This window comes from Syntrophomonas wolfei subsp. methylbutyratica (genome assembly GCF_001570625.1).
GTDB lineage: Bacteria > Bacillota > Syntrophomonadia > Syntrophomonadales > Syntrophomonadaceae > Syntrophomonas > Syntrophomonas methylbutyratica.
The window spans coordinates 103279-119813 of sequence record NZ_BBQT01000008.1 but is presented as its reverse complement, the minus strand read 5'-3'; the positions used below and the strand labels follow the sequence as shown (position 1 = coordinate 119813).

General features: G+C 47.5%; 17 protein-coding genes. 7 read left to right on the top strand and 10 right to left on the bottom strand.

Annotated features, from left to right (window positions below; translation table 11 throughout):
- Positions 1 to 137: 137 nt before the first annotated feature.
- Positions 138 to 710: a class I SAM-dependent methyltransferase gene (locus AWB54_RS08060; protein WP_207644257.1), complete on the top strand. Its 573-nt coding sequence runs from the start codon at positions 138 to 140 to the stop codon at positions 708 to 710.
- Positions 711 to 1091: 381 nt separating this feature from the next.
- Here the strand turns inward: AWB54_RS08060 and AWB54_RS08055 are convergent, their stop codons facing one another.
- Together AWB54_RS08055 and AWB54_RS08050 are read right to left on the bottom strand one after the other, a co-directional pair.
- Positions 1092 to 1436 carry a type II toxin-antitoxin system HicB family antitoxin gene (locus tag AWB54_RS08055; RefSeq protein WP_061214094.1) on the bottom strand — a complete coding sequence of 115 codons (345 nt, stop codon included), beginning with the start codon at positions 1434 to 1436 and terminating at the stop codon, positions 1092 to 1094.
- 38 nt (positions 1437 to 1474) lie between these two features.
- Positions 1475 to 1699, bottom strand: coding sequence for a type II toxin-antitoxin system HicA family toxin (locus AWB54_RS08050; protein ID WP_061214093.1), 225 nt, complete (start codon positions 1697 to 1699; stop codon positions 1475 to 1477).
- A gap of 704 nt (positions 1700 to 2403) precedes the next feature.
- Between AWB54_RS08050 and AWB54_RS08040 the strand changes: the two genes are divergently transcribed.
- The 3 genes from AWB54_RS08040 (at position 2404) to AWB54_RS08030 (ending at position 3414) form a co-directional block, all read left to right on the top strand.
- The gene (locus tag AWB54_RS08040; RefSeq protein WP_082736090.1) at positions 2404 to 2700 is read left to right on the top strand and encodes an ATP-binding protein; all 297 of its coding nucleotides are present in this window, start codon (positions 2404 to 2406) and stop codon (positions 2698 to 2700) included.
- Positions 2701 to 2869: 169 nt separating this feature from the next.
- Complete coding sequence (locus tag AWB54_RS08035; protein WP_061214090.1) at positions 2870 to 3142, top strand: type II toxin-antitoxin system RelB/DinJ family antitoxin; 273 nt, start codon at positions 2870 to 2872, stop codon at positions 3140 to 3142.
- Positions 3142 to 3414, top strand: coding sequence for a type II toxin-antitoxin system YafQ family toxin (locus AWB54_RS08030; RefSeq protein WP_061214089.1), 273 nt, complete (start codon positions 3142 to 3144; stop codon positions 3412 to 3414). The genes AWB54_RS08035 and AWB54_RS08030 overlap by 1 nt, the downstream gene beginning before the upstream one ends.
- Before the next feature lie 194 nt (positions 3415 to 3608).
- Here AWB54_RS08030 and AWB54_RS16680 read toward each other — a convergent pair whose 3' ends face one another.
- Positions 3609 to 3854: a helix-turn-helix domain-containing protein gene (locus tag AWB54_RS16680; RefSeq protein ID WP_368664468.1), complete on the bottom strand. Its 246-nt coding sequence runs from the start codon at positions 3852 to 3854 to the stop codon at positions 3609 to 3611.
- A 224-nt stretch (positions 3855 to 4078) separates the two neighbouring features.
- Positions 4079 to 4477: a hypothetical protein gene (locus AWB54_RS08020; RefSeq protein ID WP_160328928.1), complete on the bottom strand. Its 399-nt coding sequence runs from the start codon at positions 4475 to 4477 to the stop codon at positions 4079 to 4081.
- A 65-nt stretch (positions 4478 to 4542) separates the two neighbouring features.
- Here AWB54_RS08020 and AWB54_RS08015 point away from each other — a divergent pair, with 65 nt between their 5' ends.
- On the top strand, positions 4543 to 5361 hold the full coding sequence (locus AWB54_RS08015; protein ID WP_160328927.1) for an efflux RND transporter permease subunit: 819 nt from the start codon (positions 4543 to 4545) through the stop codon (positions 5359 to 5361).
- 57 nt (positions 5362 to 5418) lie between these two features.
- Here the strand turns inward: AWB54_RS08015 and AWB54_RS08010 are convergent, their stop codons facing one another.
- From AWB54_RS08010 to AWB54_RS07990, 6 genes are all read right to left on the bottom strand, one after another.
- Positions 5419 to 6237 (bottom strand): class I SAM-dependent methyltransferase, encoded by an 819-nt coding sequence (locus tag AWB54_RS08010; RefSeq protein WP_061214085.1) that lies wholly within the window; start codon positions 6235 to 6237, stop codon positions 5419 to 5421.
- Positions 6238 to 6577: 340 nt separating this feature from the next.
- On the bottom strand, positions 6578 to 10966 hold the full coding sequence (locus AWB54_RS08005) for an S-layer homology domain-containing protein (protein WP_061214084.1): 4389 nt from the start codon (positions 10964 to 10966) through the stop codon (positions 6578 to 6580).
- 163 nt (positions 10967 to 11129) lie between these two features.
- The gene (locus AWB54_RS08000) at positions 11130 to 12872 is read right to left on the bottom strand and encodes an ABC transporter ATP-binding protein (RefSeq protein ID WP_061214083.1); all 1743 of its coding nucleotides are present in this window, start codon (positions 12870 to 12872) and stop codon (positions 11130 to 11132) included.
- On the bottom strand, positions 12872 to 14116 hold the full coding sequence (locus AWB54_RS07995; RefSeq protein WP_368664467.1) for an ABC transporter ATP-binding protein: 1245 nt from the start codon (positions 14114 to 14116) through the stop codon (positions 12872 to 12874). The genes AWB54_RS08000 and AWB54_RS07995 overlap by 1 nt, the downstream gene beginning before the upstream one ends.
- The gene (locus AWB54_RS16675; protein ID WP_338116454.1) at positions 14091 to 14708 is read right to left on the bottom strand and encodes an ABC transporter transmembrane domain-containing protein; all 618 of its coding nucleotides are present in this window, start codon (positions 14706 to 14708) and stop codon (positions 14091 to 14093) included. The genes AWB54_RS07995 and AWB54_RS16675 overlap by 26 nt, the downstream gene beginning before the upstream one ends.
- 14 nt (positions 14709 to 14722) lie before the next feature.
- The gene (locus AWB54_RS07990) at positions 14723 to 14932 is read right to left on the bottom strand and encodes a hypothetical protein (protein ID WP_061214082.1); all 210 of its coding nucleotides are present in this window, start codon (positions 14930 to 14932) and stop codon (positions 14723 to 14725) included.
- Positions 14933 to 15831: 899 nt separating this feature from the next.
- On the opposite strand from AWB54_RS07990, the gene AWB54_RS07985 reads away from it, so the two are divergent.
- Positions 15832 to 16137 carry a type II toxin-antitoxin system RelB/DinJ family antitoxin gene (locus AWB54_RS07985; protein ID WP_061214081.1) on the top strand — a complete coding sequence of 102 codons (306 nt, stop codon included), beginning with the start codon at positions 15832 to 15834 and terminating at the stop codon, positions 16135 to 16137.
- On the top strand, positions 16134 to 16469 hold the full coding sequence (locus tag AWB54_RS07980; RefSeq protein WP_061214080.1) for a type II toxin-antitoxin system RelE/ParE family toxin: 336 nt from the start codon (positions 16134 to 16136) through the stop codon (positions 16467 to 16469). The genes AWB54_RS07985 and AWB54_RS07980 overlap by 4 nt, the downstream gene beginning before the upstream one ends.
- Positions 16470 to 16535 lie beyond the last annotated feature (66 nt).

The window sequence follows — 16535 nt, the reverse complement described above, 5'->3', positions numbered from 1 at the left end:
TAGCCTCGCCTTTTCCTTAACGCTCACTACCGTGGCTTTTGACCAAAGCAGCTTAAGGTGGTTTGAAGCCTCCACCTGTATGGCGGCTTCGAGGGGCCCTCCCTCATCTTCTGTGCAGCATGGCTGCATTATGCAACTTGCTCAGTTGCATCTCTGCGCCTTCGTGGCGCACAATCATCAAACGTATTGCCCTTCTGCTCCAGCCGGAAGACCGGGTACTGGAGATTGCTGCCGGTACAGGCATTATTGCCCTTGGGTTGGCTGACCGGATGCAGAATATTGACGCTATTGATTTCTCTCCTAGTATGGTAGCTAAGGCACAGAAAAAGGCGCAACATTTGGGATTGGCCAATGTGCATTTTTCCGCGCAGAACGCCTGTGATCTTCGTTTCGCTCCCGGCAGTTTCGATGCTGTCATCATTTGCAACACCCTGCACATCATGCCGGAGCCGGAAAAAGCACTGGCAGAAAGCCACAGGGTACTTAAGCCGGACGGTAGACTGATTGCGCCTACTTTTGTACATGCAGGCAGTAAAAAGGCTCTATTGTTTTTTGCGCTAATGTCGCTAAGTGGTTTGCGCGCCTATCACAAATGGACGCAGCAGAGCTTTCATGCTTTTCTGGAAGAAAACGCTTTTACCGTCCTGGATTCCGTGTTGCTCAAAGCTTCCTTTCCCCTGGCCTATGTCGTGGCCAGGCCAAAACAATAAAGACCCGGGTCAATGTTTAATTTTTATCATTTCAATCCAGTTTATCATGGTATCCAGCGTCAACTTCGTATTGCCTACATTGTAGTGGTTCGAGGCGCATTCCCTTTCCGTAAGCAGGCGAAAAGATAAAAAGAAAATAGTTGCAGCATTGGAAGATCAATTCCGGGTATAAAGCACTTCCGGCAGCATATTTTGTGCAAACAACTGCTTTCACATTTATAACCATTCCTTTCGCTAACGCTCAGGCACAAAACGTAAACAAGTTTATAATGGGCGATGAAGAGGAGCAGTAGGAAGGCTTTACAAGCAAGATATTATCCAGACTTAATTAATCTTAAGTAAAGCCTCCATGAGGCAGGCAGGGCATGATTCATTTATGCATTATCTGGCAAGTTTGTATAGTGCATATTGATTAAGTGAAACTCCCTCTTTTTCAGCTTCCAGGACCAGCCTCATGTGCAGGGATTTAGGAAGCCTTACCACAAATTTGCCGCTATAATCTTCTTGATTAACAGGGAGGGAAATATCCAGGTTGTTTTCAAGTTTGGTTTCAATATAGCCCTCAAGAGCTTCATTCAGGTTTTTATATAATTCCTCCAATGTATCGCCTGTACTCTGGCATCCGTCCAGCTCCATTATCCTGCCGTAAAAATAATGTCCGCTTTCATCATTTATTTCCTGAATAATTCTCGTATAAGGCAATTTAACATATTCTTCCGTCCGCATACATAGAACCCCTTTCTAAGGTATTAGGAATAAGCGGCTTATTCACCTATTCGGGTTAAAATATCTTTGACATAGACTGCTTTCAACGGCGTTTCTATTTTTACAGTTATTAAGTCTCCGTTTTGGTGCAAGTAGTGTCGGTGTGAGCCCTTCTGCCTTTTATATTCGTATCCGTTTGCTTTTAATACCTTTTCAGCTTCTTCGGGACGTATTCCGTTTGGCTGCCGTTTCATTTTTTCTATTATTTTATCCACGCCCGCCACACCTAAAACCTCCCGTTATTATAGTATTATATATAGTATCGCTTTGCAATAATAAGTAGACGAATCAAACAGAGGGACGATATTGGTTTGGTAATATGCCCGTGCTCTTTTTCTCAGCGGCCGAAATGTCTTCATCCTCCATGCTGAGAAGAATTTCATCCAGCACACTTTCAGTAAAAAGCTGATGGTTCACATCCTGCAGGACCATATAACAAAGTTTCAATCTTTGTTTTGTATTGTATTGCCCGTGGTTATGGCGCAGCACGCCCTTTGCCGATTTCTCCAGCCCGCAAAGGCATCTGGCAAATGTGGTTTTCCCGCTTCGTTAAAGCCTAAAATGCCTATAACCGTGTTTTGCGGCAGTTTTAGAGAGGGAATAGTAAGCGATTGCCGGTTGTTATAGGAGAACGAGAAACCTTCGATATATAACATTTTTTCGCGCGAATGATTTGGCCCCGCCTTATTCTCCAGTTCCGTAACGGACAAGGAGCGAAGCCCCAAATCGTTTATCGCTGACAGTCCGATTTTTCGGAAATTCAAATGCAGACAAGAAACGCCAGCGGCGTGATGACGGCCTGCGCGGCGTCGGGCAGTTGATGGGAAATAAAATGCTCCAACTCATCGGTGTTTTTCTCCATGAGCTTACGCATTTTCCCGCTGGGGTGCAGATTGTGGAAGCCTAAAGGCAAACAACCTCAACCCGGATCCGCCAGAGGATAAAACGGATCAAGGCTTCATATTTAGTGGTAATTGACGAGATAGGTTTTGTCCCTATTACCAGGCCAGAAGCTAATTTGTTTTTTCAATTGATATCATCACTTTACGAACAGACAGCCTTAATAATAACTTCAAACAAGGGTTTTGAAGACTGGGCCGAATTGATGGGAGACCCGGTTATCGCTACCGCTATCCTGGATCGAATCGCTCATCACAGTGAAATATTCAATCTGACCGGCGACAGTTACCGCCTTAAACATCGAGATTCTATACTAAGCCCGTAGTCCTATGGAAAATTATTGGCCAAAATTTCTCCAAAATACTTGACCGCTTACATATATTCGATTAAGTCCTTCGACATTTCTTTCGTGCTCTGGATATAGCGTTTACCCTATTTACACAGTATAGTTGCCGCAGTACAATGTAAGTACAATATAAAAAGGAGCTGTTATCATGGCGCAGACAAGTATAACCATGCGAATTGATGAGAATTTAAAGAAACAGGCAGAAGAGCTTTTCGAAGAATTTGGAATGAATATGACTACTGCATTAACAGTATTTATAAAAGCAGCAGTTAGACAAGGTAAAATACCTTTTGAAATCTCTGTTGATATCCCTAATGCGGAGACAATTGAAGCGATGAAAGAAGCAGATAGAATTATCCATGATGATTCTGTAAAAGGATTTTATGATGTCGATGAGATGATGAAGGAGATTATAGGTTAATGTATATCGTCAAAAGAACTAGAAAGTTTGATAAAGATTTAAAATTATTGGTAAAACGTGGTTATAATATTGATTTATTAACTGAAGTAGTTAAAAAGTTGGCCAATGGCGATAAATTAGCCGAAAAGTATCAGGATCATGCATTAAGCGGAAATTGGATAAAATACAGAGAATGTCATATAATACCTGATTGGTTGTTAATTTATAGAATTGATAAAGATACTATAGTATTAATATTAACACGTACCGGTACTCATAGTGATTTGTTTTAAATCTGCCATTTTAGCCACATCGCAATTCTTCTGAACAAACAAACCCTTTTAAACATTATTATCATGGCGGATTATTAATGGGTCTGCAGCTGCCCCCATAGCCGAAAAAAACCAGGCCAAAAGGCCGAAAGCCCCTTCCATGGAATCATTGTATTCCTTACCTACTGATATAATATGCATGCAAAGTAATAATATCAATATGTATAGCTCGAAAGATAATTGGGGACCCAAGTAGATGAAGTCAACGGGAGGACAATCTCCTTGCAATAATAATTAAGCGCAGCAAACAGAGGGAAGTTCCTTTGTTGGCTCTGTTCGAGTTTACGATATTGGTTTGGTAATAAGCCCGTGCTCCTGCAAAACAATTTGGAGAAATATCCTGCGTCCTTATAACCTACAAGCTCTGCGATCTGATTGATGTTCATGTCCGTATTTGCCAAAATACCATGCTGCGGTTTCGGGACTCCTGTGTGCGGTTTGCGGATAATTTCCAAAACGGATACGTCACCTTCAAGGTCATCCTAATGGCCCTGGAGTGCTTTGTTTTCCCCGTGGGCTTGCTTTTGCTCAGCCGCGACCCCTATGATATGTGGTATGTCCAATAAACATCTGACCGTTCGCTCTGTTTTCCATTGGACGGATGAGAAAATCAAGGCAGTCAGTGTCAAAGATTACCGGCGTCTGAATCTGCATTTTCTTCTCCATCCCCAAATAATATTTCCCCATAGCCCCCTTCAAGCAATAACTCTTCATATTTCCCATAAGTTATTTGCCCGGCTTCTAACAACTCTTCCGCCAGTTCGGCATAGTTTGAATAAATGACCCTGCCTTGATCATCGGCAGTATCCCGATATAAAGCAGGACTGTAGCCCAGCCTGATAGCAGCGGAAATAACGCCTGCTTTCATCTGTTCAGCTTCTGCTTCGCTTATAACGCCCATATTTATCAACCTTAATAACATCAGTGCATGACTTACCGCAAAATAGTTCTCCAGGTATATCAAATCACGCATATTAGGTTTGCGTGATGAATTTTGCAACCTTAAATTCAGATAATAACGCAAAGCATCATCAGGCACCAGGAAATACGAAGCAAAGCTATTGGCCTCCAATCGAGTCGGGAAAAAACGTGTCGGTGGTTATTGTTTGCTATAATACCGACGCCGGCAGTGATGAAATCGACAAAGCCAACCGGGAACTGCGGGAAAAGATTGGTGAAATAAAGGACGATCTGCCCGACGGCTGCTTTGAACCGGAAGTAAATACCAAGGTGGCTGAAGTAGCCGGGGTGCTGTTAAGCCTTTCCGGCGGCGGCTACAGCTATGAAGAACTATCCGCCTATGCCGAAGAGATAGAGGATGCCCTGAGTGAAATAGACGGAATTTATAAAACCAAACTGGTGGGCAAGGTTGAAAAGCAGGTAACGGTGGAAGTCGATAGTGACCGTTTGAACCAACTCGGATTTTCTTTGAGCGAAGTAAACCAGGTCCTGTACGCGCAAAATCTGGAAATTCCCAATGGGGCTTTGGAAAACGAAGCGGGCAAAATATATGTTAAAACCGAGGCATTGTACCAGTCCCTGGATGATATGAAGAACATAATTGTGGGCGTATCCAGGCAAACGGGCGCTATGGTAAGGCTTAAAGACATCGCCTCAGTTTATATGGAGAGTAAGGACGATGCCTATAAATGCAAACAGGGTGATAAAAACGCCGTGCTGGTTGCGGCATATTTTAAAGATGACCGAAATATCATACCGGTGGGCAAAAAGGTCCGGGAAACCCTGGAAAACCTCAGAGAATCCCTGCCCTCAGACCTGGATTTGAGCGAAACGGCCTTTCAGCCGGATGACGTAGACAAGAGCACCGACAATTTTGCCGGCCATCTTATAGCCGGAATTATTTTGGCCCGGTCGCCTGCATCCATCTTATTTTCTATCCACAAATAACTGCCGCCTTCGCCCTATATGTACTATAGCTTGCAATTATAAATCTCGCCGTAAACATTAACTATTTCGTGCGGAAAATACGCTATAAGTAAAAAAAGCGTAATATCCCGGAACATTTAGAATGAATTCAGTTGAATCGGGCTGGCATAAACGCTGGTAATCATGCCAGATTTCCGGTGCCACTTCCTTTTCGCAGCTTCCCCAACGCATTATAAACAGGTCGCTTACAGCAACAATTATCTCAGCACTTAAAGGTGAGCAAACATCCATAGCGCAAGTATGGGTTTGGATATCCTGAAAACCAGCCGACCGGAACCATTCCGGCGCCCGCATGATATGTCGGTCTGGTGCCATCCCGGTTTTAAAAGGAGCAATGCCGGCCGCAGTAGCATTCAATTGCGCCTCCAGGAGCGGATATCCCGGCAGCAGCATCTGGGAAGACCACATAATAATAAATACCCGGCCGCCGGGTTTTAGCACCCGGCCGATTTCTTTTAACATTACTACCGGGTCAATATCCAGAACGCCGACACAATCGATGCTGACGGCCCAATCAAAGCTTTTTCCCGAAAAAGGCAAATCCCCGGCATTACCCTGGACAAATTCAACCCGTTCGCGGATCTGCGGTTTATTTTGGCGCAGCAATCGTGCGCTTTGTAAAAACCTTTCTTCGATATCAAAACCAATTACGCTACCCGCAGGCCCCAGAGCTTCCGCCAGCATAAATGTAGTAAAACCTGTTCCGCATCCGATATCCAATCCGATTCCAGAGCTGGGAAGCGGCAGATACTGAATAATGTTTTTTAAGCCCGGTTCCCGCAGGGGCTGTGATAATAACAGGCTTTTCTCATAAGTGGAAATGTCGGAAGAATTCATATTACACCTCCCCGTTTTAATACTGTCATTATATATCATATTGCCCCTGCGTTCATGAAGCCTTCATGCTCCAACCAGCCGACCGCCTCCTGCTGCACCATTCGCTTTCTTCCTGGGTGGCATCCATCCTCCCGACTTTAATATTGTTGCGAATGCTGCCTTTGAAAAAATAGATACTCTGGGAATGCGGGGCAGTTCCCGCAAAGTGCTTATCCAACATAAGCAACGGTACGCCGGACAAGGTTTAAGTATTGGCACCAAAGAGAGCGACCCTGACAGAATCTTCCGCAATAGTCAGATTGGAAATGGTATGATTGCACACCCGGTGCACCCGGTCAAGCTACGCCGCTGTTGCGATCTGGTAAGGATCGGACTGCGTGCCGCTGCCGCCCGCGAAGGCGGTGCTTGCCTCGATGGCAAACAAATTATCGGCCTCTTCCCAGCGCACTTTTTCCACTACTTGAGCCCGAAGAACTTGAAATGCCTTTTTTTCCTCAGAGGTTGCGGTATTATTTTTGATCTTGGTTTTTAAGGCAAAGAAGTTATCCGAAAATACCTCGGGACGCGCCTTTACTGTTAGTATCGTGCCCCTCTCGCAATCAGTAATCTGATAACTATAATAAGCTTCATTATGAGGCCGTTCTTCCAATTGGAATCTACCGTCACCGAGTATGGCCTGCAGTGCCGCCTCAGTGCCTTTCGATTTTGGTCCCAATACGGTAAAACGACTGCGCTCAGCAACAGTCCCTGGGCTTAAAACCTCAAGTGCTTCCTGCATAGCCCGATAAGCAAGGGAGCCGCAGACGCAGACCTTACCTCCCTCTTCCAGAGCAACATCAGAGTACTGGACCACATATAGCTGCCCTGATTCCTGCATTTCTATGTCTCCCATGATCGCGTCATTGGCACGAAATGCAATATATTTGGCTATGTTGGCATGAGGCAATAGCGCTCTTTGCCCGGCTTCGGGGTACAGATAGGTTATACCCTCCAGGCTGGTGGGTATTTTACTGTCCGTATAAACTCCTGCACTCAACATAACCGGCATTACTATAACTGTGCAGTCAGGATTACTATTTTTCACTTCTTCAACCACGGTTCTTATTTTGGGTGTTCCCGCTCCCACAAATCCGCAACATACTTGCTTGAATCCTTGTATTTGCTGCAGTTTATCCCCCAGGGATGCCATCTTTTCTTTCCAGACAGCCAGATTTTCGGGATCAGATGTGCCGTGAGCAACCAGAACTACAATTTCTTTTTCAGGGTTCTGGCTAAGATTTTTCAATCTTTCATTGATAATTTCGGCAACCAATAAATGATCATCTAAAGCGGGGGTCAATTCCACCGTAGCAGTTTTTTCGATTCTTTCCAGACCTTTTTTTTGTGCGGCTTCATCATTTAGCGAGCTGGGTAAACCGAGCATATATTTTATTTCTTCCATGTGGCTGGAAGCAGAACAAACGAAAATGGGAACAGCCACAATTCGTTTTACTCCCTTTTGCTCCAGTGCCTGCACGGCCATCGCTATGTTTTCTGTTTCCACATCTAAAAAGCCTAATTCTACTGGATAAGGCACTTCAACCTGGGTTACTGATTCGCGTACACGCTGGTTCCAATTTTCATCCGACCCATGGGCTACTACTAATATTCCTGTAGCGGCAACCGGCTCTTCAGGAGCATTATTGATGCCAAACAGGCATTTGAGCAGAGCCGTCTTATCCGCCGTGCTGAATTCATCGCCCATCTGGAGCATGGTCGGCATCCAACCATTGAGGGTTACGCTGTCCGGCTTGTAAGTGCCCAGGGTATCCTTCGTTGCGGCATAGTAGAAATGGATGTGGGCAGGCATGGTGGTCTCATCCATACCCTCGTCGAAGTGGGGTTTGAGCATTGCCATATAGGTCAGCACCCCCGCATCGTCATCCGCCTTGAATACATAGGTTGTCTCCCCGGCCAGCATTCCCAGATTGTCATTGCGCTCCACAAAGGTGTATGGGTGAGATGCAATGACATGGCCGTCATTGTCACAAAAATAAATGGTCTTGTAATCATAAGCAAATTTGATCTGGTAGATCTGCGTACCGTTATTGGCCGGAGTCGATGCCATATTGGCAAACATGGCCTTCAGAGATGCGCCGTCAGTAACAGTAGCGCCAAACATTCCCGCCATCATTTGCGCCATCTCGGAGGAAGCGGCGGCATTCCACACGTCGTTTAGAGCATCGTCGTTTACATAATTGACCAGCGATTCAAAGCTGCCGCTACCGCGATTTGCCCAGGCGGAAAGATTCTCAAAGCCTTCCGCTTGAACGACCTGGGGCGGGTTGCTGTCACCGTTGATGGTCATGTCGCTCCTGCAGTTCTCAACCGTGGACCGGTAAGCATAGCCCGCGATGCTGCCCAGGGCTTCGGAGCCGCCGGTGATGCTGCCGTGAGTCTCGCAATTGGCAATGGCATATACCGAGGGCACAGGCCATTTCGTCTCATCATCGTAGCTTCCGCCGACCAACCCGCCAACCCGGGTGGTGCTGTCCGATACCGTGATGGTGGTATCCGCCGAGCACTCTGTTATCTGGGTAGGGGGATCATTGTCATATGTCCCCGTAAAGCCCAGCAAGCCGCCGACCAAACGAGTGTTTGCACCGGAAGCAGTGATGGAAACATTAGCAACATGGCAGTTCGTGGCCGCTATTCCTTTAAATATGCAGCCAGCCAAGCCGCCTAGACCCCAACAATTTTTACCTTCCGCCCTTACTGTGCCGCCGGTGACCCGGCATTCAATTGTCGAGCACCCTTCCATGCCTCCGGCTAAAACACCTGCGGCAGCGCCGTCATCGCCCAGGACCACGATATCCGCTTCAGCGCGGCAGTTTTTCATGTCCTCAAAGCTGATACCCGTAATGCCGCCTACTCCCTGATTGCCGCAAACCGTATTATCACCCGTATTTTCACTGATCAAGTTTACATTCTCCAGAATGCAGCCCGAATATTGCATGCCTACTACGCCGCCGACCAGATGGAACCCGGTTACATCCACATTTTCCACCGTCAAATTGTAAATGGAAGTGGGATTGTCCTCTTGCCCGACAGTGCATCCGAACAACCCGACGAACATGCCTTCCGGCTGATTGATGCGTACGTTAGAGATGGTGTGCCCGTCACCGTTAAAGGTGCCGCTAAAGGCCGCTTCCGGATCAGGCGTCTCCACATGCTCTGGCGCGTCCGACAACGGCCGAAAAGCGCCGATAGGCGTCCAGTTTTCATATCCGCTGAGATCGATGTCCGCCGTCAGGACAAAGTGCTTGTCCAGGTAATTGCGCACCTGGTCAAGCTGTGCAGCTGTCGCAATCTGGTACGGGGAAGACTCGGTCCCGCTGCCGCCCGCAAAGGACGGGCTGGAAGAGCCCCCGCCGCCTGAACTTCCGTCGGAGGAAGGAGCGCTTCCCGTGGCGGGCCTGGTGGTAACCGTAGCCGCCACATTCATAGTTGCCGGCGCATTGCCGTTTATGGAAACATCGTTGGCATTGATCTGCGCCCTGGCAATTATCCCCTGGTTGTTTACGCTGATCTTCGCATCAGCGGTCAGCGTCCCCACCTTGCCGAATACTTTGATTTCCGTGTTCGCCGCGGTCCCCGTTACATTGAGCGCATCAATTGCGCTTTCCTTATCCACGTCCAGCACTGCATTTTTTACCGTAACCTCTACCCGTTCGATCTTGGCATCAACCGCTTTGACTGTCACATCCGCAGCAACGGTAATGCTTTCAAAGGAACCGGTCAGAATAATATCATCTCTACCATCGTCCACCCAGACCGTTTCTACAACAGCGCCCCCGGAAGTAACAACACGAATAGCGCCGTTATCCGTTTTTTCAATAATAAGATTTGATATTTGGCTGCCGCCCTGGATGTGGATGGAATCGGAGCCTCCGCCGCGCAGCAGGGTATTCCCCGCAACCGTAACGTTGTTAAGGGTTATATCGCCGTCTCCGACACCCTCGGCTATGATAAGATCACCGGAGATTTTCATGTTTTTCAGCACCGCACCCGGTGTATTGACAATCGCCGTACCGGATACATTGCCGGTGTATTCCTTGTTTCCATTATATAATTGCTTAATTGAATTATCGAGAATAGCGACAACTTCGGCCCGGGTAATGCTGCGCTTCGGATGGAAGGCCGCGTTGAAGCCTTTTACATAGCCTTTATTCGCCATGGCGTTTACCCCGCCGACAGCCCAGCCAGAAATGTCCGCATAATCAGAAAAAGCGGTGCCGCCGGTTGGGTTCTCGCTAAGTCCCAGGGCACGCCCGAGCATAACGGCAGCTTCCTCGCGGGTGATATTATCCATAGGGCGTACCGTAGTGCCGTCACCCTTGATCACCCCCGCAGCATTGGCCTTTAAAATAGCATCGGTATAAAATGCCGATCCCAAATCGGAAAAGCTGTTTTTCGATTTGGTCTGATACTTCATGACGCGATCAATGATGACCGCCATTTCCCCCCTCGTAATGGGGGCATTGGGGCGAAACGCTCCATCCCAGCCTTGAACGATTTCCATGTCGCTCCATTTTTCGATTGCCGTTTGCCCCCAGTGCCCCTGCATATCGGAGAAGGTGGCATACGCAGTAATTGGCAGCAATGCAACAACCATTGCTACCGCCAGCAGCATGCCGATAATTTTTCTCAATGTCCGCCCATTACTGACGATTCTGCTTTTTCCTTTCATAATAAATCCCTCCCTAATCAATTTACGTAAGGTATAAGAAACCTTAAAAATGATAAATGTTAGACCTTTCTAACTTGCGCGCAGATACATTGTCATTTTTGAGCGCTTAGCGCTTAAGCAACGATATGAGCTTAAGGAACCACGCTCAAACACAGGTATGCGTTCATGAAGCCTTCATGCTCCAACCGGCCGACTCCTGCTGCAGAGTCCACAGGTGGTGATACAACCCCTGATTAGCCAATAGTTCTTCATGCCTGCCCTGTTCCGCCACCCGGCCGTCATCCAGAACGATGATATTATCGGCCTTTTTTACGGTCTTTAAGCGATGGGCAATGATAACTACGGTCTTGTTGCTGACCAGAGCATTAATTGCCCGCTGTACCTGATTTTCATTTTCCGGGTCCAGGGAAGCGGTTGCCTCATCCAGGAGTACGATGGGGGCGTCTTTTAATAAGGCACGGGCAATTGATACCCGCTGTTTTTCCCCACCCGACAGGGTGCAGCCCCCTTCACCCACCGGGGTATCATAGCCCTGGGGCAGCTTCATGATAAACTCATGGCAGCAGGCTTGCCGGGCCGCCCATTCGATTTCTTCCTGGCTGGCATCCATTTTCCCGACTTTAATATTGTTGCGGATGCTGTCTTTGAACAGATAGACATCCTGAAATACCATGGAAATGCGGGTCAGCAGTTTCTCCGGGTCAATCTCCTTTATATTCTGGCCATCCAGCAGTACTTCCCCCCCTTGCACATCCCAGAAACGGGCAATAAGGCGGGTTATCGTGCTCTTGCCGCTCCCGGAAGGGCCAACCAGGGCCGTAATACTCCCGGGCGGAATACTAAAAGATATATTTTTAAGCACCAGGGCGTCTTCATAAGCAAAGGTAACATGGTCAAATTCAATATGATTGCCGGGCGGAGGATTCTTCGCACCTGCTAATGGTTCTTCGCGGCGAATCTGCATGATGCGCTCGGCACTTAAAACCGAATAGCGGATTTCAGCGTAATTGATCAGCACCCCGGTCAATGGCTCAAAAACCATATTCCCCAGCACCAGGAACATCAGAAACACCGGCAAGGTAAGCTCTCCCCCCACCAGCAGGTAGCTTCCTACAAAAATCATCAGCGTAAGGCCGGCCCGCACCAGGGCAATCGCCGCCATCATAATCGGCCCTACCACACCTTCTATTTTGATTGATTCCCGCATCAGACGGGCAAAAGCCTCCCGCAGACGTTCAAATCTCTCCCCGCTCAGGTTATGAGATTTTATTTCCCGCATGCCCAGCAGATATTCCTGCAAACGGCTGGCACTATCGACCTTGGCCTTAACATGGTTAAGGCCGAGGCGGGCCTGCAAGCCGGCCGAAAGCCAGACAATCAGGATTGCCAGGGGCAGGGCGATAAACATGGCCAGAGCCATTTTCCAGTTAATAAAGGAAAATCCGATAAAGGCTATGACCGGCAGGGCGGTGGCACTTACCAGTTGCGGCACATAATGCGAGATAGTAAGTTCTACCGCCGCATAGTCCCCCAACATCATGGTGGTCAGGTCACCCGGGTCACGGCTGCCTAAAAAACCCAGTGACAAGCGGCGCAGATGCTCGGCCAGAGCGATGCGGCCCTGGGCGGAAACCGCATAAGCAGCGGTAAAGGTCTGGCTGTAGGCCCAACCGGATACCAGGTACTGCAGCAGCATCCAGGCCAGCAGAATCGCGCATACCGTCCACAGCCTGCCGGTATTCAGGGGGGTTCCGGGGTGGGCAAAGAATAGATACATAGTATTGACCACATCAAAGATAAGCGCGGCCGGAATAATCTTGCCCAAGCCATCAAAAAAGGAGGCCAGCGAGGGAACCAGAAGTGCGGTCGGGTTGCCGCTGGTTATATTATAGAAGAAATTCCTCATTATTCATTCACCGCCTTGCTTGCCTGTTCCGCTGCTATGGTCCAGCTGTCGGCATCAATATGCGCCCGCCACATACGCCGGTATAACCCATCCCGGTCAATAAGCTCATTATGCCGGCCCCGCTCCACAATCCGCCCTTCATCCACCACCAGGATCTGGTCGGCCTCGCGGATAGACGACAGTCGATGGGCGATAATTATGACGGTTTTCCCCTTGATAAGCTCACTCAAGCCGGCCTGTATTTTGCTTTCGTTTTCCGGATCGGCAAAAGCGGTAGCTTCATCCAGTACCAATATGGGGGAATTCTTTAGAATCGCCCGGGCAATAGCCACCCGCTGAGCCTCTCCCCCGGAAAGGTAAGTACCTCCCTCCCCAATTCTGGTTTGATAGCCCTGAGGCAGACATTCAATAAACTCATGGCAGGAAGCGGCTTTAGCGGCGGCCACAACCTCTTCATAGCCGGCGTCACTGCGTCCCATACGAATATTTTCCTCAATAGTGTCATAGAACAAATGCACATCCTGAAATACAAAGGAAACCATATCCATCAACTGTTCGCTTCCCATCTCCCGGATATCCACTCCGCCAATACGGATAGCGCCGGTTCCTACATCCCAAAAACGGGGAATGAGATAGGCTATGGTAGATTTTCCTCCTCCGGAAGGCCCGACCAGAGCGGTCAGTTCACCTTCCCGGGCGGTAAAGGAAACCCCGGCCAGAGCCTCGGTCCGGGTAGAGACCGCGGGGTCATCGTAAGAAAAAACCACATGGTCAAATTCAATGTTATATCCCTCCGCCTTTTGCGGATTTATTGGCTCAGCCACCGGCTCCTGGGCAAAAATCTCGTCAATTCTTTCTACTCCCTCCGCGATAATCCGCATGTTGCCGCCCAGGTTCATCAGTTTCATCATAGGAGTTACAAAACCCGGAGCTACTACCAGGAAAAGCATCAAGGTCAGAGCAAATGCTTGATTATCCGGTTTTTGGCTAAGAATAAAAACCCCGACCGGCAGGATGAAGACTATAAGCGAAGCCAGAATGGTAATAAAAACCATATAGGGCCGTTTGCAGAAGCGGACATATTGCACCGCCCAATCCCGGTAACCGGTAATAGAGTTATGAAACTGCAGAAAAGTGCTTACGGTAAGTCCAAACACCTTGACCGCCGGCATTCCCCGCACATATTCCACTCCGGCCGCATTCATCCTCTCCTGAGTATCATGCATATCTCTGATATTGGCCATCCCCTCCTCGCCATAGAACACCAGCGCCTGCAGGAAATAAGCCGCTATAATAGGGGCGGCACAGGCAACCGCCAGGCGCCATGTCCAGAATAAACATGACCGTCAGCATAATTACCGGCAGAGCAACTGCTCCCACCAGGTCAGGCAATTGATGGGCGATAAAGTTTTCAATCTTTTCCACGCTCAGTTCCAGCAGCTTCTTAATAGTTCCTGATGACTGCCGGGTATGGTATCCCATGGGCAGCCGGGCCAGGTGTTCGGTCAAACGCACTCTAAGGCTGTAGAGTATACGGAAAGCCGCTATGTGGGAAGCCATGGTGCTGGCATATAAAAAGAGCAGGGCCCCCAACAGGGCGTATAAAGCCCACAACCCCCATTGACGAATGGAATCCATATCGCTCAATGCCGGACTGGCAGCATGTTGCAGCAGTTCCGCCACAATAAAATAGGCTGCTACAAAGGGAAAGAACATCAGTACCGTACTTATGACCGACAGCACCCCGGAAAGAACCAGCAGCCCGCGTTTCTCCCCGGCAATTTCCAACAGGCGCGGAATGCCGGTCTTTTTACGTACTAGCGCCGCATTATTCATCCTCATCACCCTTTCTAAATCAATGTTTGCTTTCCCATAAAATCAATACCCTTTTTAGTAATGGCCCACATAAGAGGCTTATGGCTATCACCGCCGGCCTTCATATAGCAATTGCCGCAAGCGTTCTTACTGCACCCCAGGTCTATCTTTTCGATATATCCCATTCTTGCCCCAGCGCTATCTGGCATATCATCCAGCAATGTCTCGTTAACTTCCAGCGGCACTTTTTGTCCCTCGGGCAAGCTTACGGCTTTTTGCGTTATAGCCTGAATCCAGTTATAACGGCTTTCCGCTCTTCTTTCCCCCTCTCGGCTGTTATTTCAGCTTCTAACTACATTATCATGAAAACAATTATCATTATCAGCCCTGGGAAGTATTTTAATAGACTATCTTTATCTGTTTCATCATCGGAGATTAACGTAATAGATTATGACTGTGGTTTCGAACGCTAATAAAAAGCAATCCTGAATATGGTCGCTTCGGATAGTTTTGTATATGGCGTTGATAAAGAATCGTGCCGATAAACCCTTAATCAGAGACCTTGCAACAGTGCGCCGGGAATTGGCGGACACCGGACTCTGCGGCGTTGATTAGCCATTCGATTTTTATATGTTATTATGTTGTATCAATGTCTCCCATCTGAACGTACCGTATTAATATCAAGTATTAACTATTCTGATATTGGGTCTTTAACATTGATGAAAAGATGCCTGTTTTTTCTTGTAATTCCGAAGCTTTTTGCTGAATCATCTTTCAATTACATTGTAATTGAAACTAATTATCATTATCAACCCGCAGAGGTATTTTTATTACCCCGGGAGGTATTTTAATAGTTAATAGACTACCTGAATCCGTGACTATTGCTCATGAAGCATATACTGACCAATCGGTAATCGGCTAAAAAAAGTGTTAATAATTAGAGGTTCAGAATCCTCAAGTTGATAAAATACTAACATAGCTCAGGATATTTTCTCAGTTCAATATCAGGTACCAGTAACCCCTGACCAGCGGATTATACCTCATTTACTCATTTTACTATTGATTAAAGGATATCGCGTTAGCTAATAGATTGCATTTCGCAATACAAATTGGTATATTAGTAGCAGAATAGGAGGTGCTCGTTATGGCAAGAACATCAAATATATTTGCCCGTGTCGAACCGGAAGTTAAAGAACAGGCGGAGCTTGTTTTAGAGCAGCTTGGTATCCCGATGTCAAATGCAATCGGACTTTTCCTCAGACAGGTTGTGCTTCAACGAGGTATTCCTTTCGAATTGAAGCTTCCGCAAAGCAAACCACTGTCAGTGAGTTCGCTTACCGAGGAGCAATTTAATGCTGAGATCGAGAAAGGGCTTGCTGATCTGACCGCTGGAAGAGTCATTTCTGCAGAAAGCATTACCGATAGAATGCGCCAGGACTATGGCATATGAGCAAATGGAAGGTAGTTTACACCGAGCAAGCAGAACGTGATTTATGCAGCATATTCGAGTATATTGCATTTTCCCTGCTTGAGCCGGAAACTGCAAAAAATCAATCACGGCGGATCATGGACACGGTCGCGAAGCTAAATGAAATGCCGCTGCGATATCCCCTTTACCAAAAAGAGCCGTGGCACAGCAAGGGTTTGCGGGTTTTACCAGTGGACAACTATTTAGCGTTTTATCTGCCTGTAGAAACAAAAACGACGGTGGCAGTTATCCGCATTATGTATGGCGGATGTGATATTGAAGAACAGCTACGGCAAACGGAAGCAGGAGGATAAAAGGAATTAAAACGGCTTTCAGTAAAGAATACTTGATACAGCATGTTTATCGGGCATCTGTTGAGA